27 protein-coding genes are annotated in these 23,339 nt (G+C 63.5%); 14 read left to right on the top strand and 13 right to left on the bottom strand.

Going from position 1 to position 23,339, the window contains the following annotated elements; translation table 11 throughout:
• Positions 1–260 precede the first annotated feature (260 nt).
• From JXQ94_RS03480 to JXQ94_RS03440, 9 genes are all read left to right on the top strand, one after another.
• A complete protein-coding gene (locus JXQ94_RS03480; RefSeq protein WP_421922428.1) occupies positions 261–590 on the top strand; it encodes a GIY-YIG nuclease family protein in 330 nt (109 codons plus the stop codon).
• A 260-nt stretch (positions 591–850) separates the two neighbouring features.
• Entirely contained in the window at positions 851–1,651 is an 801-nt protein-coding gene (locus tag JXQ94_RS03475) for a 3-hydroxybutyrate dehydrogenase (RefSeq protein WP_421922427.1), read from the top strand.
• Positions 1,648–2,037, top strand: a complete 390-nt coding sequence (locus JXQ94_RS03470) for a VOC family protein (RefSeq protein WP_421922426.1) — start codon at positions 1,648–1,650, stop codon at positions 2,035–2,037. Before JXQ94_RS03475 ends, JXQ94_RS03470 begins: the two co-directional genes overlap by 4 nt.
• On the top strand, positions 2,034–2,501 hold the full coding sequence (locus JXQ94_RS03465) for an NUDIX hydrolase (protein ID WP_421922425.1): 468 nt from the start codon (positions 2,034–2,036) through the stop codon (positions 2,499–2,501). Before JXQ94_RS03470 ends, JXQ94_RS03465 begins: the two co-directional genes overlap by 4 nt.
• Before the next feature lie 8 nt (positions 2,502–2,509).
• Positions 2,510–2,977 (top strand): TIGR02301 family protein, encoded by a 468-nt coding sequence (locus tag JXQ94_RS03460; protein WP_421922424.1) that lies wholly within the window; start codon positions 2,510–2,512, stop codon positions 2,975–2,977.
• A gap of 103 nt (positions 2,978–3,080) precedes the next feature.
• Positions 3,081–4,112: an efflux RND transporter periplasmic adaptor subunit gene (locus JXQ94_RS03455; protein ID WP_421922423.1), complete on the top strand. Its 1,032-nt coding sequence runs from the start codon at positions 3,081–3,083 to the stop codon at positions 4,110–4,112.
• 87 nt (positions 4,113–4,199) lie between these two features.
• Positions 4,200–4,913, top strand: coding sequence for an ABC transporter ATP-binding protein (locus JXQ94_RS03450; protein WP_295690580.1), 714 nt, complete (start codon positions 4,200–4,202; stop codon positions 4,911–4,913).
• On the top strand, positions 4,910–6,067 hold the full coding sequence (locus tag JXQ94_RS03445; protein ID WP_421922422.1) for an ABC transporter permease: 1,158 nt from the start codon (positions 4,910–4,912) through the stop codon (positions 6,065–6,067). Before JXQ94_RS03450 ends, JXQ94_RS03445 begins: the two co-directional genes overlap by 4 nt.
• A 10-nt stretch (positions 6,068–6,077) precedes the next feature.
• Complete coding sequence (locus tag JXQ94_RS03440) at positions 6,078–7,262, top strand: ABC transporter permease (protein ID WP_421922421.1); 1,185 nt, start codon at positions 6,078–6,080, stop codon at positions 7,260–7,262.
• A 175-nt stretch (positions 7,263–7,437) separates the two neighbouring features.
• On the opposite strand, the gene JXQ94_RS03435 is transcribed toward JXQ94_RS03440, so the two are convergent.
• The 4 genes from JXQ94_RS03435 to JXQ94_RS03420 all read right to left on the bottom strand — a co-directional run bounded on the left by JXQ94_RS03435 (position 7,438) and on the right by JXQ94_RS03420 (position 11,000).
• A complete protein-coding gene (locus tag JXQ94_RS03435; RefSeq protein WP_421922420.1) occupies positions 7,438–8,199 on the bottom strand; it encodes a hypothetical protein in 762 nt (253 codons plus the stop codon).
• Between the two features lie 78 nt (positions 8,200–8,277).
• Positions 8,278–8,670 (bottom strand): DUF6165 family protein, encoded by a 393-nt coding sequence (locus JXQ94_RS03430; protein WP_421922419.1) that lies wholly within the window; start codon positions 8,668–8,670, stop codon positions 8,278–8,280.
• 38 nt (positions 8,671–8,708) lie between these two features.
• A complete protein-coding gene (locus tag JXQ94_RS03425) occupies positions 8,709–10,046 on the bottom strand; it encodes a dihydroorotase (RefSeq protein ID WP_421922418.1) in 1,338 nt (445 codons plus the stop codon).
• 3 nt (positions 10,047–10,049) lie between these two features.
• Entirely contained in the window at positions 10,050–11,000 is a 951-nt protein-coding gene (locus tag JXQ94_RS03420; protein WP_421922417.1) for a glycosyltransferase family 9 protein, read from the bottom strand.
• A 66-nt stretch (positions 11,001–11,066) separates the two neighbouring features.
• Between JXQ94_RS03420 and JXQ94_RS03415 the strand changes: the two genes are divergently transcribed.
• Positions 11,067–11,888: a YgfZ/GcvT domain-containing protein gene (locus tag JXQ94_RS03415; RefSeq protein ID WP_421922416.1), complete on the top strand. Its 822-nt coding sequence runs from the start codon at positions 11,067–11,069 to the stop codon at positions 11,886–11,888.
• A gap of 227 nt (positions 11,889–12,115) precedes the next feature.
• Positions 12,116–12,694 carry a DNA-3-methyladenine glycosylase I gene (locus JXQ94_RS03410; RefSeq protein ID WP_421922415.1) on the top strand — a complete coding sequence of 193 codons (579 nt, stop codon included), beginning with the start codon at positions 12,116–12,118 and terminating at the stop codon, positions 12,692–12,694.
• On the opposite strand, the gene JXQ94_RS03405 is transcribed toward JXQ94_RS03410, so the two are convergent.
• Positions 12,695–13,309: a hypothetical protein gene (locus JXQ94_RS03405; RefSeq protein WP_421922414.1), complete on the bottom strand. Its 615-nt coding sequence runs from the start codon at positions 13,307–13,309 to the stop codon at positions 12,695–12,697.
• Positions 13,310–13,458: 149 nt separating this feature from the next.
• On the opposite strand from JXQ94_RS03405, the gene JXQ94_RS03400 reads away from it, so the two are divergent.
• Positions 13,459–13,701: a hypothetical protein gene (locus tag JXQ94_RS03400; protein WP_421922413.1), complete on the top strand. Its 243-nt coding sequence runs from the start codon at positions 13,459–13,461 to the stop codon at positions 13,699–13,701.
• A gap of 25 nt (positions 13,702–13,726) precedes the next feature.
• On the opposite strand, the gene fghA is transcribed toward JXQ94_RS03400, so the two are convergent.
• On the bottom strand, positions 13,727–14,584 hold the full coding sequence (fghA, locus tag JXQ94_RS03395) for an S-formylglutathione hydrolase (RefSeq protein WP_421922412.1): 858 nt from the start codon (positions 14,582–14,584) through the stop codon (positions 13,727–13,729).
• 192 nt (positions 14,585–14,776) lie between these two features.
• Here fghA and JXQ94_RS03390 point away from each other — a divergent pair, with 192 nt between their 5' ends.
• A complete protein-coding gene (locus JXQ94_RS03390; protein WP_421922411.1) occupies positions 14,777–15,967 on the top strand; it encodes a DUF5694 domain-containing protein in 1,191 nt (396 codons plus the stop codon).
• Positions 15,968–15,979: 12 nt separating this feature from the next.
• Here the strand turns inward: JXQ94_RS03390 and JXQ94_RS03385 are convergent, their stop codons facing one another.
• The 4 genes from JXQ94_RS03385 to JXQ94_RS03370 form a co-directional block, all read right to left on the bottom strand.
• A complete protein-coding gene (locus JXQ94_RS03385) occupies positions 15,980–16,408 on the bottom strand; it encodes a type II toxin-antitoxin system VapC family toxin (RefSeq protein WP_421922410.1) in 429 nt (142 codons plus the stop codon).
• The gene (locus JXQ94_RS03380) at positions 16,405–16,638 is read right to left on the bottom strand and encodes a FitA-like ribbon-helix-helix domain-containing protein (protein WP_421922409.1); all 234 of its coding nucleotides are present in this window, start codon (positions 16,636–16,638) and stop codon (positions 16,405–16,407) included. The genes JXQ94_RS03385 and JXQ94_RS03380 overlap by 4 nt, the downstream gene beginning before the upstream one ends.
• 592 nt (positions 16,639–17,230) lie before the next feature.
• Entirely contained in the window at positions 17,231–17,560 is a 330-nt protein-coding gene (locus JXQ94_RS03375) for a hypothetical protein (protein ID WP_421922408.1), read from the bottom strand.
• A gap of 43 nt (positions 17,561–17,603) precedes the next feature.
• On the bottom strand, positions 17,604–18,710 hold the full coding sequence (locus tag JXQ94_RS03370; RefSeq protein ID WP_421922407.1) for an S-(hydroxymethyl)glutathione dehydrogenase/class III alcohol dehydrogenase: 1,107 nt from the start codon (positions 18,708–18,710) through the stop codon (positions 17,604–17,606).
• Between the two features lie 174 nt (positions 18,711–18,884).
• Between JXQ94_RS03370 and JXQ94_RS03365 the strand changes: the two genes are divergently transcribed.
• On the top strand, positions 18,885–20,000 hold the full coding sequence (locus tag JXQ94_RS03365) for a beta-ketoacyl-ACP synthase III (RefSeq protein ID WP_421922406.1): 1,116 nt from the start codon (positions 18,885–18,887) through the stop codon (positions 19,998–20,000).
• A 17-nt stretch (positions 20,001–20,017) separates the two neighbouring features.
• On the opposite strand, the gene JXQ94_RS03360 is transcribed toward JXQ94_RS03365, so the two are convergent.
• The 3 genes from JXQ94_RS03360 to JXQ94_RS03350 all read right to left on the bottom strand — a co-directional run bounded on the left by JXQ94_RS03360 (position 20,018) and on the right by JXQ94_RS03350 (position 23,125).
• Positions 20,018–21,457, bottom strand: coding sequence for a serine hydrolase domain-containing protein (locus tag JXQ94_RS03360; protein WP_421922405.1), 1,440 nt, complete (start codon positions 21,455–21,457; stop codon positions 20,018–20,020).
• A 66-nt stretch (positions 21,458–21,523) separates the two neighbouring features.
• Positions 21,524–21,748 carry a hypothetical protein gene (locus JXQ94_RS03355; protein ID WP_421922404.1) on the bottom strand — a complete coding sequence of 75 codons (225 nt, stop codon included), beginning with the start codon at positions 21,746–21,748 and terminating at the stop codon, positions 21,524–21,526.
• Between the two features lie 168 nt (positions 21,749–21,916).
• On the bottom strand, positions 21,917–23,125 hold the full coding sequence (locus JXQ94_RS03350) for an ammonium transporter (protein ID WP_421922403.1): 1,209 nt from the start codon (positions 23,123–23,125) through the stop codon (positions 21,917–21,919).
• Positions 23,126–23,339: the final 214 nt, after the last annotated feature.

Here is a 23,339-nt window from a genome sequence, read left to right as displayed (position 1 = left end):
AATGGATTGAATCGGGCAGGTCTTGGTGGTCCTCGGAACCCCCACCGCCGCACTGGGACGCCGAATCTCAGCTTGATCCACCTGATTAGGCCGTCATCCCACGGTGAGCGCGAAGCGATCATCCGGGGGACCTCGACTGGCCGGTGGATCATTCTATCGCGCTATCCCCGTTTCATTCTGCACCTCTCGCGTTGAGGTCCCCCGGACAAGCCGGGGGATGACGGTTGAGTTCGTGATAAACTAATGCAATTAAAAATTGCATGCGAGAGCGGGAAGGCACGATTGCTGTCTACATGATGGCCAGCCGGTATGATGGGCCGATCTATACCGGTGTGACAGCCAATCTCCTGTGGCGAATCCGGCAACACAAGGACGGCACCGCATCCGGTTTCACCCGCAAATACAAGTGCACCAGCCTGGTCTGGTGGGAGCCACACGGCGTGATTGTCGAGGCCATCCGTCGCGAGAAGCGGATCAAGAAATGGCCACGACAATGGAAGATCAATCTGATCGAGGACCGCAATCCGCACTGGTGTGATCTCTGGGACGAACTCTGGGCGGTGCCGCCCAACCCGGACCTAAAACTCTGACCCTCTCACCGTCATCCCACGGTGAGCGCGCAGCGGTCATCCGGGGGACCTCGACTGGCCGGTGGGTCATTCTATCGTGCTATCCCCGTTTCATTTTGCACCTCTCGCATTGAGGTCCGCCGGACAAGCCGGGGGATGACGGTGAATAGAAAGGGGAGCGATCGGAACTCCCCCACACCGTGGGCAAGAAGGCCCCTCCCCCTTGACCTCTTCCGTCCCATCCCGTCTCTTGCGCTCGGCGCAAACTTGAAGGGTCGTTCATGTCTTCCATTCGCACTGATCTCACAGGCCAGGTGGCCATCATTACCGGCTCGACGAGCGGGATTGGCGCGGCGATGGCGGAGGCGTTGGCGGCCAATGGCTGTCACATCATTCTCAACGGGCTGGGTGATGCGACCGAGATCGAGAGCCTGCGAGCCAAGATCGCCAGCGATCACGGGGTCGAGGTGCGCTACCATCCGGCCAACATGCTCAAGCCGGACGAAATCACCGACATGGTCGCCTCGGCCGAGCGCGAATTCGGGCGGCTGGACATCCTCTTGTCCAATGCCGGCATCCAGCATGTCTCCCCGGTCGAGGACTTCCCGGCCGACAAGTGGGACGCCATTATCACCATCAACCTGACCTCGGTCTTCCATGCTGCCAAGGCGGCGATCCCGGTGATGAAGCGTCAGGGCAAGGGTCGGATCGTCAACCTCGCCTCGGCGCACGGCCTGGTCGCCTCGCCCTTCAAATCGGCCTATGTCGCGGCCAAGCATGGCGTGATGGGTTTCACCAAGACATTGGGCCTGGAGCTGGCCGAGGACGGCATCACCTGCAATGCCATCTGCCCGGGTTATGTGAAGACACCGCTGGTGGAAAACCAGATCGCCGACACCGCGAAAGCGCGTGGGATCACCGAGGACGAGGTCGTCCGCGATGTCATGCTGGCCGCCCAGCCGACCAAGAAATTTGTCACCTATGAGCAGCTCGCCGGTGCTTTGCTCTATCTTGTCTCCGATGCCGGGGCCAATATGAATGGATCCTGGATCAGCGTAGACGGCGGATGGACGGCGAAGTGAACGACAACGAAGCCATTCTCAAGATTGATTACAATGAAATACCGGTCACCGACATGGCGGCTGCGAAGGCCTTCTATGCCGGTGCGTTTGGCTGGGATTTCATCGATTTCGGCCCGACCTACGCGGCCTTCGAGAATGCCGGTCTGGATGGCGGGCTGCGTCTCGAGGACGCCGCCTTCCAGACAGGCTGCCTGATCATCCTCAAGGCCAAGGACATCCTGGCCGCCGAAGTGCGGGTCACCGAGGCCGGCGGCACGATCATCAATCGCGAGGACTTCCCCGGCGGTCGGCGCTTCCATTTCACCGACCCCAGCGGCAATGAGCTGGCGATCTGGTCGCCGAATGGCAAATACGATCCGCAAGCCGCCAACGATCCCGACGAATGACACATACTCCCGCCGAAGCGCGCCGCCAGCCGGTGCCGGGTGCCGGCATGGTCGTGTTTCGCGACGATGAGGTGCTGCTGATCCGCCGCGGCAAGCCACCCTATGAAGGCCAGTGGTCCTTGCCCGGCGGCAAGATCGAATATGGCGAGACCGCTGCCGAAGCCGCGTTGCGCGAACTGGCCGAGGAGACCGGCACGACGGCGCGCATCATCGGCCTGATCGATGTCATCGACAGTATCGGCCTGCGCGAGGCCGACGAGCCGGGTGACTGGCATTATCTGCTGGTCGATTTTGCCGGCGTCTGGACCGGCGGCGAACCGGTCGCGGCCGATGATGTCACCGAGGCCGCCTTCTTCCCGTTCGATGATGCCATCGCCCGCACGAAATGGGACCGGACCCGCGATGTGATCGGGCGAGCCCGCGCGATCATCGCCGCCTTGAGCACGCCACAATCCGTGCCATGATGCGCGCCATGCGCGCGCTCCTTTGCCTTCCTGTTCTGATCGCTATCGCCACGACTTCGGCCCTGGCGCAGAAGCCCCGCAATTTTCCGCGCCCGGAGCCGGTCGCCGCAGCCGTGGAAAGCCGGGCCGAAAGCCTTCAGGACACGGAAATCAGCGCGGAAGTCCGCGCGGAGCTGGACCTCGAACGCACCCTGCCCTTCCTCGCCTATACGCTGGGCGAACTCCACTATCTGGCCTTTGCCTGCGAAGGCCCGGATGATCAGGAATGGCGCGAACAAATGGTCGAGCTCCTGGCCATGGAGGCCGCCGACGACCGGCGTTGGCGGGACCGCCTCATCTCCAGTTTCAATGATGGCTATCGCTCGCAGCAACGCTATCGCACCCGCTGCGGCCTCGAAGCCGACGCCGAACGCCGCGCCCTCGCCCATCGCGGCCGGGATCTGTCAGAGATGATGCGCGCCGCCTATTTCGATTGAGCACACGTCGATTATCGGCGGAAGCGGGGCGTTTGCGGCCTGTGTCCCGTTCCCAATGTCATGAACTCGTGTTTAGGATACGGGGTCGCGTGCAAGAGGGGGCATGATGTCGGATCGCCGATCGCAACTGGAATCACTGAGCATTGATCGCGAGGCCGAGAGCGCCCCGAGCGGGATTTCCATTCCCGTGATGATTGTCATTGTGCTCGTCTTCTCGGCCCTTTCGGCTGGCGGGACCTGGTATCTCACGCGCAGTTCCGCCCCGGAAGTGCAGCCTGTCGCCGCCCTGCCGGCGCCTGCCCCAGCCAGCGAAACGCCGGCTGAAAGCCCGGCCCCAGCCTCGGCGCGCCCGGCCCAGCGAACATCAGGCCTCGTCGCGACCGGCTATGTCGTGGCCCGCCGGCAAGCGACGGTTTCAGCCGAAATTACCGGCCGGATTTCCGAGCTTCTGGTTGAGGAAGGCGCCCGCGTCGAACAGGGTCAGGTCCTGGCCCGGCTCGACGATACCCGCGCCCGTATACAGCTCGACCTCTTGATGGCGCAGCGCGAGGCAGCAGCCACACGCCCGCGCGCGCTCCTGGCCCAGCTCAATGAGGCCCAGACGGTGCTGCAGCGAGCAGAAACGCTGGCCGCGCGCGAGATTGGCTCCCAGGCCGCCGTGACGGCTGCGGGCGCGCAGGTCGACAGCCTCACCGCCCAGATCAGTGCCGCTCGCGCGGACTACCAGGCCGTCGCTGCCCAGGTGAGGGCCCAGGAAGACCTGATCGACCGCCATATTGTTCGCGCGCCCTTTTCCGGCATCGTCATCGCCAAAAACGCCCAGGTCGGCGAAATCCTGTCGCCGGCATCCGCCGGTGGCGGTTTCACGCGGACCGGTGTCGCCACACTTGTCGACATGGAGTCCCTGGAAATCGAGGTGGATGTGAATGAAGGCCAGATCGGCCGGGTGACGCCCGGCCAGCGCGTCGAGGCGCGACTGGATGCCTATCCTGACTGGCGCATCCCGGCTCATGTCGAGGCCATTATCCCGACCGCCGACCGGGCGCGCGCCACGATCACGGTTCGCGTTGCCTTTGACGAGCGCGATACACGTATCCTTCCGGACATGGCGTCCCGCGTCATATTCGTTGAGTAGAAGTACTTTAATTTACAAAGCATGAAACTTGGCCCATGCTGACAGGCAGATCCTGACCGACCCGTGACAAGCGCCCGGGCGGTGTTGATGAATGAGGAAGACCCGATGACGTCGCTCTACACGCTCACCGACCTGTCCAAGGGCTATACCCGCGGCAAGGAGTCGATCACGATTTTCGAAGAGCTGACCATGACAATTCCGCAAGGGGATTTCATGGCGATCATGGGCCCGTCAGGGTCCGGAAAGACGACCCTGCTCAACCTGCTCGGCGGCATTGATCGGCCCTCTTCAGGGGCCGTGGACTGCGAAGGCGTACGGGTCGACAAGCTGTCCGAGGGCAAGCTGGCCAAATGGCGCTCGCAGAATGTCGGCTTCATCTTCCAGTTCTACAATCTCATGCCGACGTTGACGGCGGCGCAAAATGTCGAACTGCCGCTACTCCTCACCAGCCTGTCCGGCAAGCAGCGCAAGGAACGCGTCGCCACGGCCCTGGACATTGTCGGCCTCGCCGACCGCAAGGGACACCGGCCGCGCCAGCTCTCCGGCGGTCAGCAGCAGCGCGTGGCGATCGCCCGCGCCATCGTTGCCGACCCGAAAGTCCTGCTGTGCGATGAGCCGACCGGTGATCTCGACCGAAAATCGGCCGATGAAATCCTGGAGACGCTGCAACTCCTCAACAAGGAACTCGGCAAGACCATCGTGATGGTCACCCACGACCCCTCCGCTGCCAAATACGCCCGCCGCGAACTGCACCTCGACAAGGGCCGCTTCGTCGAACAGGCGCAGGAGCCGGCCCAATGAATGATCTCACGCTGATCCGGAAGAATCTCTTCCGCAAAAAGCTGAGGGCGATCCTGCTGACCTTGTCGATCCTGATCGCCTTTTTGATCTTCTCGGTGCTGGGCTCGTTCAACCGCGTGCTCAATGCCGGGGTCGAACTGGCGGCCGCTGATCGCCTCGTCACAATGAACAATACCGGTTTCACCCAAAGCCTGCCCTATGCTTATTGGGGCCGGGTCCAGGGGGTCGAGGGGGTCCGCAATGTCAGCCATATGAGCTGGTTCGGCGGCTATTACCAGGAACCGACCCGGATGGCGCAGACGTTTGCGGTCGACCCGGAGAGCTTCCTATCGGCCTATCCCGAATTCCTGATGCCGGACGAACAACGCGCCGCCTTCCTGAGCCAGCGCGACTGTCTCCTGGTCGGCGAGACCCTGGCCAATCAGTATGAATGGTCGGTCGGCGACCGCATCCCGCTCCTGTCCAACATCTGGCAGAAGACCGATGGCAGCTCATCCTGGGACTTCGACATCTGTGCGATCTACACCGGGTCCGAGCCGGAAATGTCGACCGCCGCCGCCTACATGAATTACGACTATTACAACGAGGCCCTAGCCTTCAACAATGACCGGCTTGGCATGCTGATCGTCAATACGGTCGACCCGGCGATGAATGATCGCGTCGCCAACCAGATCGATGACATGTTCGCCAATTCGTCCGATCAGACCGACACCGCCACCGAGGCTGCCTTCAGCCAGGCCTTCATCAACCAGATCGGCAATATCGGGCTGATCCTGATCTATATCGTCGGCGCCGCCTTCGGCATCATTCTCCTGATTGTCGGGACCAGCCTGGTCCTGGCCATTTCCGAACGCACCAAGGAAATCGCGGTGATGAAGACGCTTGGCTTCCCGGCCCCGCGCATCTTCCGCATGGTGCTCGTCGAGTCCGTCATGCTCAGCCTGGTGGGCGGACTGGCCGGGGTCGGCCTGGCCGCACTGACGCTGAAAGCCCTGGCGCCGGTCCTCGCGGGCGTCATGCCCGGTATCGTCGTCACCCCCGGCATATTCGGCATTGCCCTCGCCATGATGATCGGCTTCGGTCTGATCACCGGGATCGGCCCGGCCATGAATGCCCACCGCGTGCGCATCGTCGATGCGCTCGGCAAGCAATAGGAGGCCGGTCATGCTCAAACAGACAAGCGCCATCACGATGATGAATTTGCGCTCCCTGCCCCAGCGGGCCGGGATGTCACTGGCGACCGTGCTCTCCATCGCCCTCGTGGTCGGCGTGTTGCTCGGCTTCCTGGCAATGGCGAACGGTTTCCAGAGAACGGTCGACGGGACAGGCTCCGAGGATGTCGTGGTGATCCTGCGCGGCGGCTCACAGGCCGAGCTCAACAGCGTCCTCTCCGCCGACCAGTTCCGAGTCATCGAGACGGCACCGGGCATCGCCGTGGACGCTGACGGCAATGCGCTGATCTCGGGCGAACTCTATGTCGTGGTCGACGGGATCAAGAGGGATCTCGGCACCGAGGCCAATCTGCCCATGCGCGGTGTCAGCCTGCAGGCGCCCCGCTTGCGCGGCCAGTTCGAGCTGACCGCCGGGCGCATGTTCGAAACCGGCACCAATGAAATCGTCGCCGGCGAAGCCGTTCTGGACGCATTCGAGGGCTTCGAACTGGGCCAGACAATCCGGCTCGGTTCCAATGAATGGCAGGTCGTCGGCCTGTTCTCGACCGGCGGAACCGTGTTCGAAAGCGAGATCTGGGCCGATATCGGTGTGGTGCAGAACCTCTATCAGCGCGGCAGTTCACTACAGTCGATCCGCGCCCGCCTGACCTCGCCGGACGCCATAACCGGGCTCGAGGAATTTGCCGCCAATGATCCGCGCATCAATGAGCTGGACATCTTCAACGAGAAGGATTTCTACGCCAGCCAGAGCGGGACGCTGACCCAGGTCATCACCCTGATCGGCTGGCCGCTGGCCATCATCATGGCGATCGGTGCCTTCGCCGGTGCCTGGAATGCGATGTATTCCTCGGTCGATGCCCGCATGCGCGAAATCGCCACCCTGCGGGCGATCGGATTTTCGGGCGGTGCCGCTGCCATGGGCACGCTGATCGAGTCGCTGGTCCTGTCGGCCATTGGCGGCCTGATCGGCGCGGTCGGGACATATTTTCTGTTCAATGGCGCTTCGGCCTCAACCCTGGGATCAGGCTTCACCCAGGTGGTCTTTTCCTTCGCCGTGACCGGCGACTCGATCATCGCCGGCATGATCATGGCCGTCATCATCGGCTTCCTCGGCGGCCTGGTACCCGCGATCCGCTCCGCCTCGGTACCGCTGCTGACAGTCCATCGCAGCGACTAGGTTCTTTCCTCCCCGGCCTGCCGGGGAGGCGGACCGCGGAGCGGTGGAGGAGTCGCGGCCGTCTGGCCGCGGGCTGCCCACGACGGGGACTGACCTCACGCCGCCTTCGGCGGCGCCCCTTCGACCCGAAGCTTTGCTTCGGCCCACTTCCCCAACTCACGTTGGGGAAGAAACATTAGCCATACCAGTCATCTTCCGCCGCGCGGAGTTTTTCCTCGTCCTTGTGCGGCGGCAGGATTTCCATCTTCACATGGCGGCGGCGATTGGTGGAGATGACGAAGAAGCGCTTGTCGGGATAATCCAGCTTGGCTTCCAGCATGGCCGAGGTGATCAGGTCGACATTCTTCAAGTCGTCGTCCGACATGCCGAAAGAGTGCGGCAGTTTGCGGCCATACTCTTCCAGACCCTTCTCCACACACTGGCGGATGGCCCGGCGCTTGAGGCCGGCCGTGGTCAGATGTGGACCCAGCTCGTCGCGGATTTCCGGATTGGAGCAGGGGTAGATGGCCAGATAATTGGGCTCCTCGGGCAAATGCCCAGCCTCGACGATGAGTTGCAGCGCGGCCTTGATGGTCTCGCGCGAGTGCTGGCGCGCCGTGACGATGGCCACCGGGCGGCGCTTGAGTACGGCGTATTTGAAGATTTCCCAGGACGGGCCGCGCCAATTGGCGCTGTCGAGTGCGCGCTTGACGTCGCGCAGCAGGTATTCGTCGCCATTGCGGTCCTTGCCGTCGGCGAATTCGCGATAGGCGCGAGCTGGCGGATCGGCCCAGTCTTCCCACAGGCCGGGCACACCGAGATAGGCCTTGATATCCTCATACTCGTGCTGGCGCATCGCCCGCTCCTCACCCGTCATGGTGTTGAGCAGATGGATGCGCGTCGGCAGATGGAGAATATTCTCGTCAATGTCGAAGAAGTAGAAGCTTTGACGGTCCACGGGCTGTCCTTGCTTGGGTATCAGCGGCCGCAGGAGGTCGCCATCTGTGCGCCCGCATACCGAGGCGGGCGGCTGACATCAATAGGCGGCGTAGGATTTCTCTTCGACGATATTGGAACCGAGCAGGAGATTGATCTCCTTCTTCAGCGCCGCACGCTTGTCATTGGTGACATAGACCGCGCGGGCCAGGCGGATGAATTCGGGACCGAAATCGCCGGCGCGCTCGCAATCGCGGATATCATCCTCGATCTCCCAGAGCTCTTCATTGACGCTCTGAAGCGCGCCATCGAGACGGGTCAGCTCGTCACTGGCCGGCACGTCTTTCGCGAGGGTCTCGTTGAGAATGCCCAGCTCGGTGCGGACATTTTTCAGCTTGGCCTCATCCTCGATGCGTTCGGATTTGATACGCAGGATGGTGATCTTGTCGATCAGCTCGCCCGGAGCGATGGCGGTGAGAATGGTCGTGGTCACGTGTGTCTTCCTTCGTAAGGGCCTTCAGGCACAGGCAATCAGTCGTGCGGCAACGCTTCCATGAAGCGCACCGGTTCGCCGAGACCGGATGCAACAAGCTCGCCATCGCGCATCACCGAGCGACCACGGATGATGGTGCCGACCGGCCAGCCGGTGACGGACATGCCGTCAAACGGGGTCCAGCCGGACTTCGACGCCGACCAAGCATCGGTGATGGTCTCGGTCCGCTTCATGTCGACCAGGGTGAAATCGGCATCCCACCCAACGGCCATGCGGCCCTTGCCGGCAATGCCGAAAATGCGCTGGGCGCCGGCCGAGGTCAGGTCGACAAAGCGTTCAATGGTCAGGCGGCCGGCATTCACATGATCCAGCATCACCGGCACCAGCGTCTGCACGCCGGGCATGCCGGACGGGCTTTGCGGATAGGGCTTGGCCTTTTCTTCCAGCAGGTGCGGCGCGTGATCCGAGCCGATCACATCGACAATCCCGCGCTGGATGCCACGCCACAGACCGGCCCGGTGATGGGCATCGCGCAGCGGCGGATTCATCTGGGCCCGACCCTTGATGCGCTCGTAAATCCCGGGACCTTCCAGCGTCAGGTGCTGGGGCGTCGCCTCGACCGAGGCGATGTCGCGATGCGCGGCGAGGAAGTCCATCTCCTCCGCGGTCGAGATGTGCAGGACATGGATGCGCTTGCCGGTCTTGCGGGCGAGGCGGACCAGGCGCTTGGTCGACATGATGGCGGCTTCCGCGTCGCGGACATGCGGATGGCTGGTCCAGTCACCTTCAACGGCCAGGTCGCGGCGGTCAGCGAGGCGATACTCGTCTTCCGAGTGGAAAGCGGCGCGACGCTTGATCGAACGCAGGACCCGTTCCACGCCCTCATCATCGGCGACCAGGAGCGAGCCGGTCGAGGCGCCCATGAAGACTTTCACACCACAACAGCCGAGCATGCGCTCCATTTCGGGCAGGATGTCGGCATTCTCATTGGTCGCGCCGGCATAAAAGGCGTGATCGCAATGCATGCGGTTTTTGGCCCGGGCCAGCTTGTCCGTGAGCATGTCCGGCACGGTGGTCGTGGGATTGGTGTTCGGCATTTCGAACACGGCGGTGACACCGCCCATGACCGCGCAGAGTGAACCCGATTGCAGGTCTTCCTTCCACTCCATCCCCGGCTCGCGGAAATGGACCTGGGTGTCGATCACGCCCGGCAGGACCATCAGGCCGGAACAGTCGACCACCTCGCCGGCTGACGCTTGGGAGAGATCACCGATCGCCGCGGTCTTGCCGTCAATGATCCCGATATCGGCATGACCGCGGCCGTCATGATTGACGATCTCGCCGCCCTTGAGGATGACGTCATAGGTCGTGGTCATGGCTCAGCTTGTCCTCTCGTAAAGCGCTCTGGCGGCATCATACACGGTCTCGACCGTCAGGTCCGCCAGCAGGCTGGTCGACGCCTTGCGGCGGTCATCATGGGCCTTGTCGATTTCCTCGAAGGTCGCCGGGCCGCGCACCGCATCGGTGTGCTCGCCCCAGGGGGCGTAGCAGCGATCATCGGACGGTCCGAACAGACCCAGCGTCGGCGTACCGACCGCCGCTGACATGTGCATCAGCCCGCTGTCATTGCCGACATAGAGGCGGCACCGTTCCAGACAGGCCGCGGTCTCGGGCAGGCCGAGCCCCAGAAGGTCGACGAATTCGGTCTCGGGAAGGGCGTCGAAAATGGGTTGGGCATAGACCTCGTCTCCCGGCCCGCCGAGCATCACAACAGGCGCGCCCGGCATCACCCCGTCCGGTGCAGTGAAGCGCCGGATGAAGTCGGCGAATCTTTCCGCCGGCCAGACCTTGAAGATCCAGGAGGCCGAGGGGCAGATCGCCAGATAGGGACCGTCACCGGGAATGCGGGCCGCGGCTTCGGCGCGCACGGCATCGGAAAAGTGGAGTTTGGGGTCGGGCGCCGGCGCCAGTTTGAGGACGCTGGCGGCCTCTTCGACCTTGGGCACCGGCACAGCGCTCTGCTTGAGGATGCGGCGCTCCCTGGCGCGCAGGAACCAGGCGGTGCCGGAACAGCGCAGGTCAATGACCAGATCCCACTTCACATCGACCGTTTCGCGCCACAAATCCCACCAATGCAGGCCCGCCTTCTTCTTGCGCATCACGATGATGCGCTCAAGACGCGGGGTCTCGGTGAAGAGCGAGGCGGCGAGCGGACCACAGGCAATCGTGAAACGCGCCTCGGGCCGCGTCTCGACGAGATGGTCCAATACCCCGGAATTGATGATCGCGTCACCGATCCGGGTCGATGTGATGAAGAGGACGCGTTCCATGGGCACCGCAGATAGCGCGACGCGAAGGGCTTGGCCAGCGACGGACGCAATGGCTATATCGGTGGCATGAACCAGCCCGCCCCCCTGCCCTTCGCCCTGCCCGACCGCCAGATCATCTCGGTCGGCGGTCCGGATGCCCGCGACCTCCTGCAACGTGTGATCACGGCCGATGTGGTCAGCCTTGAGGATGGACAGTGTCGCCCCGGTGCGCTGCTCACACCGCAAGGCAAGATCCTGGTTGATTTCCTGATCTTCGCAGACGGCGAAACCCTGTGGCTGGACGTGCCGGCGAGCGCGGCCAACGGCCTGCTGAAGCGGCTGACACTGTTCAAGCTGCGCGCCAGGGCCGAGATCGTGCTGAATACCGACATGCGCGCCCTGTGGTCGACCACGCCCTTCCCCGGCAGCGCCGAGGATCCGCGCCTCGCGGGCCGGGTCCATCGCGGCATCGGTGAACAGGGCAGTGAGGACCGCCCTCTGGACCCCATCGAGATCCAGGCCGGCGTGCCCGCCTTCGGTCGCGATTATGGCGAGGCCGATGTCTTCCCGACCGATGTCAATCTGGACGCGTTCGGCGGCGTGGGCTGGAAGAAAGGCTGTTTCATCGGCCAGGAAGTCGTCTCCCGCATGAAACGCCGCGGCACGATCCGCAAGCGTTCCCTGCCCGCCACATTCGTCGCCGAGGCCCCGCCGCCAGGCACCGCCATCATGGCGGGCCCAACGACGGTGGGCGCCATCACGTCGGCGACGGGCCACCACGCCGTCATCCTCGCCCGCCTCGACCGGTTGCGCGCCGCCGAGCACTATTGCGAAGCCGACGGCCAGGAAGCCGCGATCGTGGTTCCCGATGAGTTCTGGGCCGATCTGGAAGCGGCGCCGAAGGTTTAGTCCGTCAGGTCCTTCCCCTTGCTGGGGACGGTGGCCCGCAGGGCCGGAAGGGGTGAAACGCGCCGGCGCTCCGGCACTTACCGCCGATCACCCACTCCGGCTCGCCCATCAAGGGCGAGGACCTCTGCCGCCTGTTCCTGCCACAACGCTGTCAGCAGGGCGAGGCAAAGCGGCTTGGCAGGGTGGGCGGAACAGGGTGCACTGCCGCCATCAAGCAAGGAGCCCCCATGAACCAGCGCTGCGCCTGGGTGAATTCGCCCGATCCGATCTATGCCGAGTATCACGACACTGAATGGGGCGTGCCGGAGTATGACGCCCGCGCCTTGTGGGAAAAGCTGATGCTGGACGGCTTCCAGGCCGGCCTCGCCTGGATCACCATATTGCGCAAACGCGAGACGATGCGCGCGGCCTTCCACGGCTTCGACCCGGACCGCATCGCCGCCTATACCGACGCCGACCGCGAACGCCTTCTGGCCGATCCCGGCATCATCCGCTCGCGCGCCAAGATCGAGGCCGCCATCGGCAATGCAAAGGCCTATATCGCCATGCGCGAGAACGGCGAGGGCTTCGCCGACTATCTCTGGGGTTTCGTCGACGGCAAACCCATCCAGAACGCCTATGCGACGCTGGCGGACGTGCCGACCAAAACGGCCCTGTCAGAGACCATCTCCAAGGACCTGAAGACGCGCGGCTTCAAGTTTGTCGGGCCGACGATCGTCTACGCCTTCATGGAGGCTGTGGGGATGGTCAATGACCATGAGACCGGATGCCCGCGGCATGCCGCTGTGAAAGCGTTGGTGCGCTAGCTACCAGCTCTCGAGCACCTGCTCGGCCGCGCAGTAGAACTGGCAGCTTGTCCGCTCCTCATTGCAAACCTCACCGCCGGCATTGCTGTCATAGCTCCAGGCGGTGTTGTTGTGCAGCGGCAGGCAATCACGGCGATTGATCGGGATGCTCACCGTGGCATGGCGGCCATAACTCGCACCATCATCCAGGCTATAGCGGCAGACCAGGCTGGACGACCGCGTTTCCACGCGGACCCAGTCGAGCACAGCTATGACTGGCGCCAGGTCCGGACTGGCCGGGTCGGTGCTCTCGCGAATGCTGACCGCACGATCATGCGTCAGCATCGGGGCAACAAGCGGCCGGTTCGCGGTCGGCACCGAGGATTGGCCGCGCGGGCCGGTGGCGGGGCGCGCGGTGATACGTCCGGACGGGATCGGCCGTCGCATCGTATCGGAAACGCCGAGTTCATTGCCGCGCACCCGCGCCGCATGACGCCAGCCCGGCGCGTCCGGGAATTCGGTTTCCACAACCCAGACATCGGCCGGGTCCGGGCAATAATAGGGCTGCAGCTGCGCCTGCGCCGAGGCCGACACCAGCCCCGCGAGAAAGCCTCCGACGAGAAAACGTACCAGCATGACCGGGCCTCCGCATGATAATCGCCGGAATGATGCGCCGGAACCGCCGGCAAGGAAAGGACCGCGCAAAACAGGCGCTTGCTCCCACTCCCCCACCCGCTAAACTCACCCCCATGCGCCGGCTGGGGAGCCCGCATTGGAGCGTTGTCATGCGCCTTGTTCTGTTTGTCCTGTCTGCCACACTCCTTTCCAGTTGTGCCTGGCTGGAGAAGGGGCGAGATCCCAATTTGCCGTCCGCGGCGGAGATGGGAGCCGGCGAGTGTCGCCCGGCCGGCCCGCACGACCCTGCCGCACCCGGTGAATGGATTTGCGATGACGGCGATGGCGACGAGGAAATGCGCCCGCGCCACCGCGTTGAAAACCCGGATGATTACCGCCGCGATCCGTTTTAGGGCCAACCTTGCCAGCGCTGACGGCTCAGCCGCCGGCGCCCAGCGCTTTGGCGTGATGGCTCAGTTGGTCCTCGATGAAGCTGGCGATGAACCAGTAGGAATGGTCATAGCCGGGATGGCGGCGGACGGTGACCGGCTGCCCCGCTTCCCGGCAAGCCGCCTCGAACAGCTCGGGCCGTAATTGTGCGTCGAGGAATTGATCGGCCTCGCCCTGGTCGATCAGGATCATCTGGTCGGTCGGCTGTCGCTTCACCAGGTCGCAGGCATCATGCTCGCCCCAGGCCGGGCATTCATCACCGAGATAGGCTTTCAGCGCCTTCTGTCCCCACGGCACTTGTGTCGGCGCGACGATGGGCGCGAAGGCCGAGACCGACGCATAGCGGCCGGGATGCCGGAAATTCAGGGTCAGCGCGCCATGCCCGCCCATCGAATGGCCCATGATGCCCTGGCGCGTCATGTCGGCGGGGAAATGCGCGCCGATCAAGGCCGGCAATTCCTGGACGATATAGGTTTCCATCGAAAAATGCGGCGTCCAGGGCGCTTCGGTCGCGTCGAGATAAAAGCCCGCGCCCTGCCCCAGATCATAGCCCTCATCATTGGCAACATCCTCGCCACGCGGTGAGGTATCCGGCGCCACCACCATCATACCCAGCTCGCCCGCCACACGCTGCAGGCCGGACTTCTCCATCACATTCGACCAGTTGCAGGTCAGACCGGAGAGGAACCAGACTACCGGAACCGGGCCATCCTTGGCTTGCGGCGGCGTGTAAACCGCAAAGCGCATCGGACCGTGGCAGGCGGCGCTGTCATGATCATGGACGGAGAGCGTGCCGCCGAAAGAGGCCCAGCTGGAAACCGTCGTGATGTCAGGCGTCTGGGTCATGATGCGGTAGGATCCTTTTTTGTCGGCGCTGGCGTAGTCATACGCTGCTCCGCCGCCCCGGCAAACACGGCGCCTGCGCTGTTCAAGATTTCGCGAGAATGGCCGGCAATCGGCCTCACCGGCATTGCGTCGGATCACCGCGTCCATTTGGATAGGACCGCACAGGCACCGGTGCCTGATGAGGGGGACAAAATGAGACTGACCGTGACACTGCTCGCTGCATTCGCGCTGGCTGGCGCTGCCGTCTATGCCTATCTCGGCATGAACGAAAACGCCGCGGCACCCGCCGTCGAACACACCGCGCCGGGCCTCCCCGGCTCACCGGACTTCACGCGCACCGGGGCGGCGCCCCTGATCGATTTCTCAGGCGTTCAGGTCCAGCTGGGCGGTGAGCCGACACGGGTTCTGGTCCTGGGGACCGCGCATCTGAACGCACTGCCTGAGGACGCCTTCTCCCCGGATCATCTCGACCTGGTGATTGACCGCCTGACCGACTGGGCACCGCAGATCATTGCCATCGAAGCCGTCGACGGCCGCACCTGCGATACCTTGCGGCGCTATGGCAATCTCTATCCCGGCGTCGCCGACAGCTATTGCTACGATCCCGCCCCGGCCCTGGACTCACTGCAGATGGACCAGCCGGCGGCCGCTCTCGCGGCCCTGACGACCCTGTCCGAGTGGCCGGAACAGCCCGGAGCCAGTGATCGGCGGCAATTGGCGGCGCAGTTCTTCGGCGCCGGCGAGCCCTGGTCGGCCGCCCTGCAATGGTCCCGGCTGGACAGCGCCGACCGGATCGCCGCTGACGGCGTGTCCGAGGCCTTGCGGGACCAGCTCGACCGGATGCTGACCTCACGCAATGAGAACAATCTGCTCGCCCTGCGACTGGCCGGCGCCCTGGGCCTGGAGAGGCTGGCGGCGATGGACGACCATTCGGCCGACATCATCCAGGTTCTGGCCCCGCCGGAGCTGGGCCCGGTCATCCAGTCGGTCTGGCAGGCCGACCACCCCCGGGACGCCGAGATGGCAGAGGCCCGGGACGGCTATATGGGGTCGCCCGAAGCGGTGCTGGACGGCTATCGCTTTTTGAACAGCGCGCCCTACCAGCGCTATGTCATCGAGGGCGATTTCGGACGCGCGGCGGCGACCCCCGAGTCCGACGCCGTGGCCCGCCAATATGTGGCCTGGTGGCAGGTGCGCGGCCTGCGCATGGCCGCCAATGTCGTGGAAGCGAGCGGCAATCGGCCCGGCGCCCGCGTCCTGGTCATCGTCGGCGCCTCGCACAAGGCCTATTTCGACGCCTATCTGGACCAGATGCACGACATTGAACTGGTCGATGTCGAGGCCGTGTTGGCGGATCCGGAGATCAGCGCGGACGCGCCCTGACCGGCGCCAGAATTACGGCGCAGGCTGTGGAGTGATGCTGTCGAGCGGAATGATTTCAAGGCCCAGACGGTCGCGAGCGAGGGTGAGCATGCGCCTGTCGGCAGACAGTATCGGACGATGGTCCCGATCCGCCAGAGCGAGATAGGTGCAGTCATACACCGGGTGACCCAGTTCGCAGGCCATCTCCAAGGCCGATGCGGCCAGACCCGCCTCCTCGGGCTGCGCCACAAGACCGGCCAATTTGACCAGGGCAGTCGAGGCATCTGCGACCGTGGTCTGGTTGTGGCGAACATATTGCCAGAGCGCATTGCCGGTTTCCGCGAAGATGAGGCGCGGCGCGTGCAGCTCGAACATCTTGGCTGCGGCAATCGCCTTTTCATACCCGGGAACCGGCAGGAAGAGTTTCACGGCGACCGAGGCGTCGACTATGACGGGTCTCAATGCCCTTGGTCCCTGTCCCTGCGGATGAGATCGGTCGGATCGAGATCAGACGGTGTCGCCCGCTCGCGCATACCCTTGGCGAACTCGAAGAAACCTTCCCGGTCACGGCGCGACGCGTCCGCGAGCACTTCACGCAGGAATTGCTCCAGCGATTTGCCATCCTTGGCCGCCAACCGCTTCAGACTGGCGACGACTGCGTCGTCAAGATTGCGAATGATGACCTGACCCATGGGCGCCTCCTGATAGCATGATGATATCATGATGGGGCGGAGTGGGGAATACAGGTCCTCGCCCTTGATGGGCGAGGTGGATCGCCCGCCAGGGCGAGACGGAGTGGGTGATGCGCGGTGGCGGCTAGAACGCTGCCGCGTTTCACCCCAGCAGACGCGCCGCTTTGCGCCGGCCCACCTTGCCTACACTAGGTTGTCATCCCGGACGGAGCCCTGACCTGATCAGGGCGCGGATCCGGGACCCATAAGCCCGGTGCTGCCGATATCGGCGCGTAGGGGTCCCGGCTCTACGGCCTGCTTTCACAGGCCATTCGGCCGGGATGACAATAAAAAGCGTTCCTTTATTCCCCGCACCAGAAGTCTAACCCCTGCAGACGCACACCCAGAGAAAAATCCTGTCCGCAGCCGCGCCACCAGGCGCGCAAGGGACCACAAATCACTTGTCAGCCAGCGGGCCGTCTCCGCTTGTTCAGGTCAAGGGCCTGAAGGGCCGCGAAGCGGGTATACCCCTTGACCTGAACAAACGGAGACGGCGAACTCCCGGCAAGCGGATTATGGCGGGGTGTGCGCTGAGAGCTCTGCTATCAGCGGATCAAGGACACCCCCAATCCAGCCGGGAGCTGATTTCGGTGATCAGCCCCTCCGCCTCAGTCCAGTTCAACACAACAGTCGTCAGACATATCCCTGAGTCCCAAACCATGTCTGCGCGCGCCGGTCCATTGATCGCAAAACCGTCCGCTTCAAGTCGCGCCACCAGATCGGCATGCTCCAGACCGATTGGATAGCGCGCCGAAACAATGCTCTCTAAGGTCTCAGTCGACAGGGGCTCGGCATTTGCGAACAAGGCGGGCGTTGCCTCCTTATCCATGGCCGCGAACACCCATACAAAGCGATTGCCCCACATCAGGGCAGCGACGAGCATCAGGAAAAGGCCGATACCAAGGAGCCAGCTGAGCCGCACCCCCCTAATACTCCACCACAGCCCGGATGCTCTCGCCGGCGTGCATCAGGTCGAACCCCTTGTTGATGTCGTCCAGCTTGAGCTTGTGGGTGATCAGGCTGTCGATATCGATGCGGCCTTCCATGTACATGTCGACGATCCTGGGGACGTCGGTGCGGCCGCGTGCGCCGCCGAAGGCGGAGCCGCGCCAGACGCGGCCGGTGACCAGCTGGAAGGGGCGGGTCTGGATTTCGGCGCCGGCCGGCGCCACGCCAATGATGATACTTTCGCCCCAGCCCTTGTGGCAGCATTCCAGCGCGGCCCGCATCACCTCGACATTGCCGATGCACTCGAAGGAATAGTCGGCCCCGCCGCCGGTCAGCTCGACCAGATGGCCGACGAGGTCCTTGTGGTCCTTGGGATTGACGAAATCGGTCATGCCGAACTGGCGGGCGATGGCCTGCTTGGCCGGATTGGTGTCAACGCCGACAATCTGCCTGGCGCCGATCAGCTTGAGGCCCTGGATGACATTGAGACCGATACCGCCGAGACCGAAGACGACGGCGGTGGAATTGGGCTCGACCTTGGCGGTGAACATGACCGCGCCGATACCGGTCGTCACGCCGCAACCGATGTAGCAGATCTTGTCGAAGGGTGCGTCCTGGCGGACCTTGGCGAGGGAGACTTCCGGCAGGACGGTGAAATTCGAGAAGGTCGAACAGCCCATATAGTGCAGGATTTTCTCGCCCTTGTAGGAAAAGCGCGACGTCCCGTCCGGCATGACGCCCTGGCCCTGGGTCGCCCGCACGCGCTGGCACAGATTGGTCTTGGGATTGAGGCAGTATTCGCAGGTCCGGCACTCGGCCGTATAGAGCGGGATGACATGGTCCCCGACCTTGAGATCCGTCACGCCCGGCCCGATCTCGCGCACAATGCCGGCGCCCTCATGACCGAGGATGGCCGGGAAGGCGCCCTCCGGATCAGCGCCGGAGCGGGTGAATTCGTCGGTGTGACAGATGCCGGTCGCCTTGATCTCGACCAGGACTTCACCGGCCTTGGGACCTTCCAGATCAACCTCGACAATTTCCAGCGGTTTTCCGGCCTCGAAGGCGACGGCGGCACGTGTCTTCATGGTTCGCTCTCCCGGCGATGATTGCGGTCTTCAAATCAGTCGGAGTACAGAACTGGCATCGCTGGCCGACAAGGTCAAAGCCTTGCAGGCCCGGCATACGCAGCTGCACAGGTGACGGAGCGCAAGGCAGCCACTAAGTTGCGCGCCCTGTCTGCCCGTTGCGGAGTGAAGTGAATGAGCGCGGTGATCCGGTCGACCGGTCTTTGGACCCCTGAAGAGTCGATTTCCAACGACGAACTCGTGGCCTGCTACAACGCCTATGTTGAGCACTTCAACGCCGAGCATGCCGACGCCATCGAGCGCGGCGCGGTCGAAGCGAAGAACCCCTCCTCCTCCGGCTTCATCGAGAAGGCCTCCGGCATCAAGTCGCGCTATTCGATTGACAAGGCCGGCGTGCTGGATATCACCCGCATGCGACCCCGCGCCGAGCCGCGGCCCAATGAGGCGCTGTCACTGATGGCGGAAGCTGGCGTCGCCGCTGCGAAGGACGCACTCGAGGCAGTCGGACGCGATGCTGCCGATGTCGATGCGGTAATCTGCTCTGCCACCTCGATGCAACGCACCTATCCGTCGATGGCGATCGAGATCCAGGACGCGCTGGGCATTGAGGGCTTCGGCTATGACATGACGGTTGCGTGTTCTTCGGGCACGTTCGGCATCATCAATGCGGTCAACATGATCGAGACCGGCATGGCCAAGTCGGTCCTCGTCGTGACGCCGGAAATCACCACGCCGCAGCTCAATTTCCGTGATCGCGACAGTCATTTCATCTTCGGTGATGTGGCCGTGGCCATGCTGATCGAGCATGAGGACGTCGCCGGTGGCGACGGCTGGAAGATCATCGGTCGCAATCTGATGACCAAATTCTCCAACAATATCCGCTCCAATTTCGGCTTCCTGAATGCGTCGGAAGAGCCGGAGCCGGAGTTCGAGGACCGGTATTTCGTCCAGGAGGGCCGCAAGGTCTTCAAGGAAGTCTGCCCGATGGTCGCCGACATGATCCTCTCCGACATGGAAAATTTCGGACTCGCGCCCGCTGACATGAAGCGCCTCTGGCTGCATCAGGCCAATATCAACATGAATATGATGGTGGCGAAGAAGGTCTATGGCCGTGAGTTCACGGTGGACGAAGCCCCGGTCATTCTCGACGAGTTCGCCAATACCGCCGGCGCCGGCTCCCTGGTCGCCTTCCACCGTCACCATGACGGTTTTGAAGCCGGCGAGAAGGGCCTGATCTGCTCCTTCGGCGCAGGCTATTCGGCCGGAACCGTATTCGTCGAAAAGCTGTAGGCCGGTCGGCGGCGGGTCTATCGCCGGCCCGTATAAGCCACGCCCAATCTGAAGACCGCAAAACTGACGCCGATCACCGAACTGGCGATCAACAGGATGACCATGTCCGGCTGGTAGAGGCTGAGCGTCATGAGCGGGGCACCGAAGAGTCGGGGCATCAGGTCCAGAAACGCCCACGCCATGGCAAGGGTCGAGACAAGCGGAAACCAGAGGCTGAACAGGCCGACCGGTCCTGATTTTGCCCGCAGCCCGGCGCGACGTATCCAGACCATGACGATCCCGGCCAGGAACAGAATGGGCGTTCCCACCAGCATGAGATAGAAACTCTGTGCGCCCAGATGGCCGCCGCCAGTTGCGGGCATATTGCCGAGCGCATAGGCGCTCAGACCCGCGAGAATGTCGCCCGTCACACCGAAGCCCATACCGCTATTGGCATTCACCAGGCCGACCCCGCCCCTCTGCTCCGAGCGCGACAGGACGGCGACGGTCTCGATCCCCGGGACCAGTCCGGTATGGTAGGCCGTATCGGCCCCGGCATCCAGAAACCAGCCGAAACCGTAAAACGGTGAAGCGGCGCTGGCGGGCTGTAACATCATGGCCTTGTGGTCGGCGGTGATCAGGTCGTCCTCGCCATTCATCATCATCGCCAGATACCGGGTCACATCGGCGGCACTGCCCACAATACCCCCGGCAGGCGCCATGGCGCGTGCCATCGGGTCGTCGGAAGCCGCAACCGGCCGGCGTCCACCAAACCACGGCGTATGGCCAATCGCCACGGCCTCGCCAATCCCGCGATCACTGCCACCAACAAAGCTGTCCTCCATCCCCAGCGGGTCCAGGATCCGCGTCTCGACATAATCACCAAACTCGCGACCGCTGACCGTCTCGATCAGCGCCCCGAGAACGAGATAGTTGGCGTTGGAATACTGCCAGTCGACACCCGCCTCCCCGGCCGGCGGTGTCAGGGCCAGCTGCCGGACGCTGTCCGCCAGACTTGCGACGTGTCCGGGCTGATCGGCGTGGGACTGGTTGCCCTGCAGGGTGGAGTATCCGCTGGTATGGCTGAGCAATTGGCGGATCGTGATCGCCGCGCCCGGCTGCCCCTCGAAAGCGTCCAGATAGGCAGATATCGGGCGATCCAGATCGACCTGACCCGCCTCGACCTGCTGCATGATGGCAAGCGCCGTGAAGCTCTTCGAGATGGATCCGAGCGGGAACGGCGTGTCTTCGGTGACGCGCCGGCCACTGCCCGCGACCAACTCACCCCGAACGCCAGAGCGAACCTCACCCGCGTCGATAATCGCCCAGGCCAGACCCGGTGCCGAAGCGGCCGGCATGGCGTCATCGAGGAAGGCCTCAACGTCCGAGGATTGCGCCCCGGCTTGCGAGACGGCTGGGGGTGTCAGACACAAAACCCCCAGGACCGCCAGACCGTAAACCACAAGATAGCGCCACATTCGATGTCCCCCGTCCCGACGTCGCAGAGTATCGCCAGCGCGCGGCGCTTGCACAAGCCGGGCCTGTCAGGCGCCGATGATGATGATGGCCAGGCTGTGCGCGCCCGAGCGCCGCCCAATGTGTCTCGCAGGGCCGACAGGCTGATATTTCGCCCGATGACCGTTTCTGTCATCGCCAGGCGTCACCCTCCCCTTGAACATCAGGAGGGACATCATGCGCCATACGGAATTATTCGAATTTGCATCCAATGTGCTGGATGCGGTCGTCTGGGTTGGTTTCGTCGTCATCATGGCGGGCTTATAGCCTGCATACACACGCAAATACAGGTCATGCAAATTTGAAACTTCGGCCAAAAAGAAGCCCGGCCCGCCAACCCCTGCGAACAGGAGCGACGGGCCGGGCCAAGTATACGTCACAGGCCGGGGAGGACAGGCCAGGACGAAATGATGTGTCGGCGCCTAGCCGACGGATTCGCCGTGCAGGGTGGTGTCGAGGCCGGAAATCTCGCCTTCCTCGTCCACGCGCAAGCTCATGAGCTTTGATTGCACGAATAATATGACAATTGTCATCACGCCACAGTAAAGCGCTGCAGCCAATGCCCCCCAGGTCTGGGTCCAGACCTGCAGGAGATTGCCTTCGATCGCGCCGCTGGCCCCGCCAATGGCTTCGCTGGCGAAGACACCGGTCAGGATGGCCCCGACAAGTCCGCCTACGCCGTGCAGGCCGAACGCATCGAGCGTGTCATCAATCTTGAGGACTTTCTTCAACGCGGTGACGCCCCAATAAGCGCCAAAAGCCCCGCCGGCGCCAATGATGAAGGCCGACCAGGCCGGCACGAAACCGGCCGCCGGTGTAATGGCGACCAGGCCCGCAATGGCGCCGGAGGCTGCGCCCAGGACGCTGGCCTTGCCGCGCAGGATCCACTCCAGGCCAATCCAGACCAGAACCGCACTCGCCGCGGCCAGCTGGGTGGTCACGAAAGCATGGGCAGCCGCGCCGTCAGCCGCCAGGGCGGAACCGCCATTGAAGCCGAACCAGCCGACCCAGAGGAAACCGGCACCGGTGACGGTGAGGACAAGATTGTCCGGCGCCATGTTGGAGCCAGGATAGCCTTTGCGCGGCCCGAGAAATTTGGCGAGCACCAGGCCGGCAACACCGGCATTGATGTGGACAACGGCGCCGCCCGCGAAATCGAGCACGCCCGCCTCGCCGAGAAAACCACCCCCCCACACCCAGTGACAGATGGGCGCGTAAACCAGGATGAGCCAGGCTGCGCCGAACACCATGAACGCCGAGAAGCGGATCCGCTCGACCGCCGCACCGGCGATGATCGCCACGGTGATAATGGCAAAGGTGAGCTGGAACATCAGGAAAAGGTTTTCCGGCAGGTCACCGGACATCGTGTCCGGCATGATGCCGGACAGGCCCAATCGGCCAAGCCCGCCAACGAAGGCATTGACCGGGCCGCCATCGGAGAAGGCCAGGGAATAGGCAATCAAGGCCCAGAGAACCGTCACGACCGCCGCAGCGCCCAGGCTCTGCATGAGGGTCGAGAGCACATTCTTGCGCCGGACCATGCCGCCATAGAAGAGTGCCAATCCCGGCAGCGTCATCAGCAGGACGAGGGCGGTCGAAGTCAGGATCCAGGCGTTGTTACCACTATCCATGGGGCTCTCCGTGAACGGGCCTTGGTGTTCTTGCGATCGCTGACGAGCTAGGCCGCGGAATCGGCAGGAGTCGATGTTGCGGCGGTGATTTTTCCATATTGGCCACAGCGCGCCTCGAAATTGTGCACGCCTGCCCGCTTTCGAGGCGGGCGCGCATCATCCGTGCAATGACAGCGCGGATTGATCGGCAGCGCTCATCGTTTACGGTGGGTTG

Source organism: Maricaulis maris, assembly GCF_049116555.1.
Lineage (GTDB): Bacteria > Pseudomonadota > Alphaproteobacteria > Caulobacterales > Maricaulaceae > Maricaulis > Maricaulis maris_C.
The sequence above is the reverse complement of the archived record's forward strand: the minus strand, read 5'-3'. Positions and strand labels throughout refer to the sequence as shown.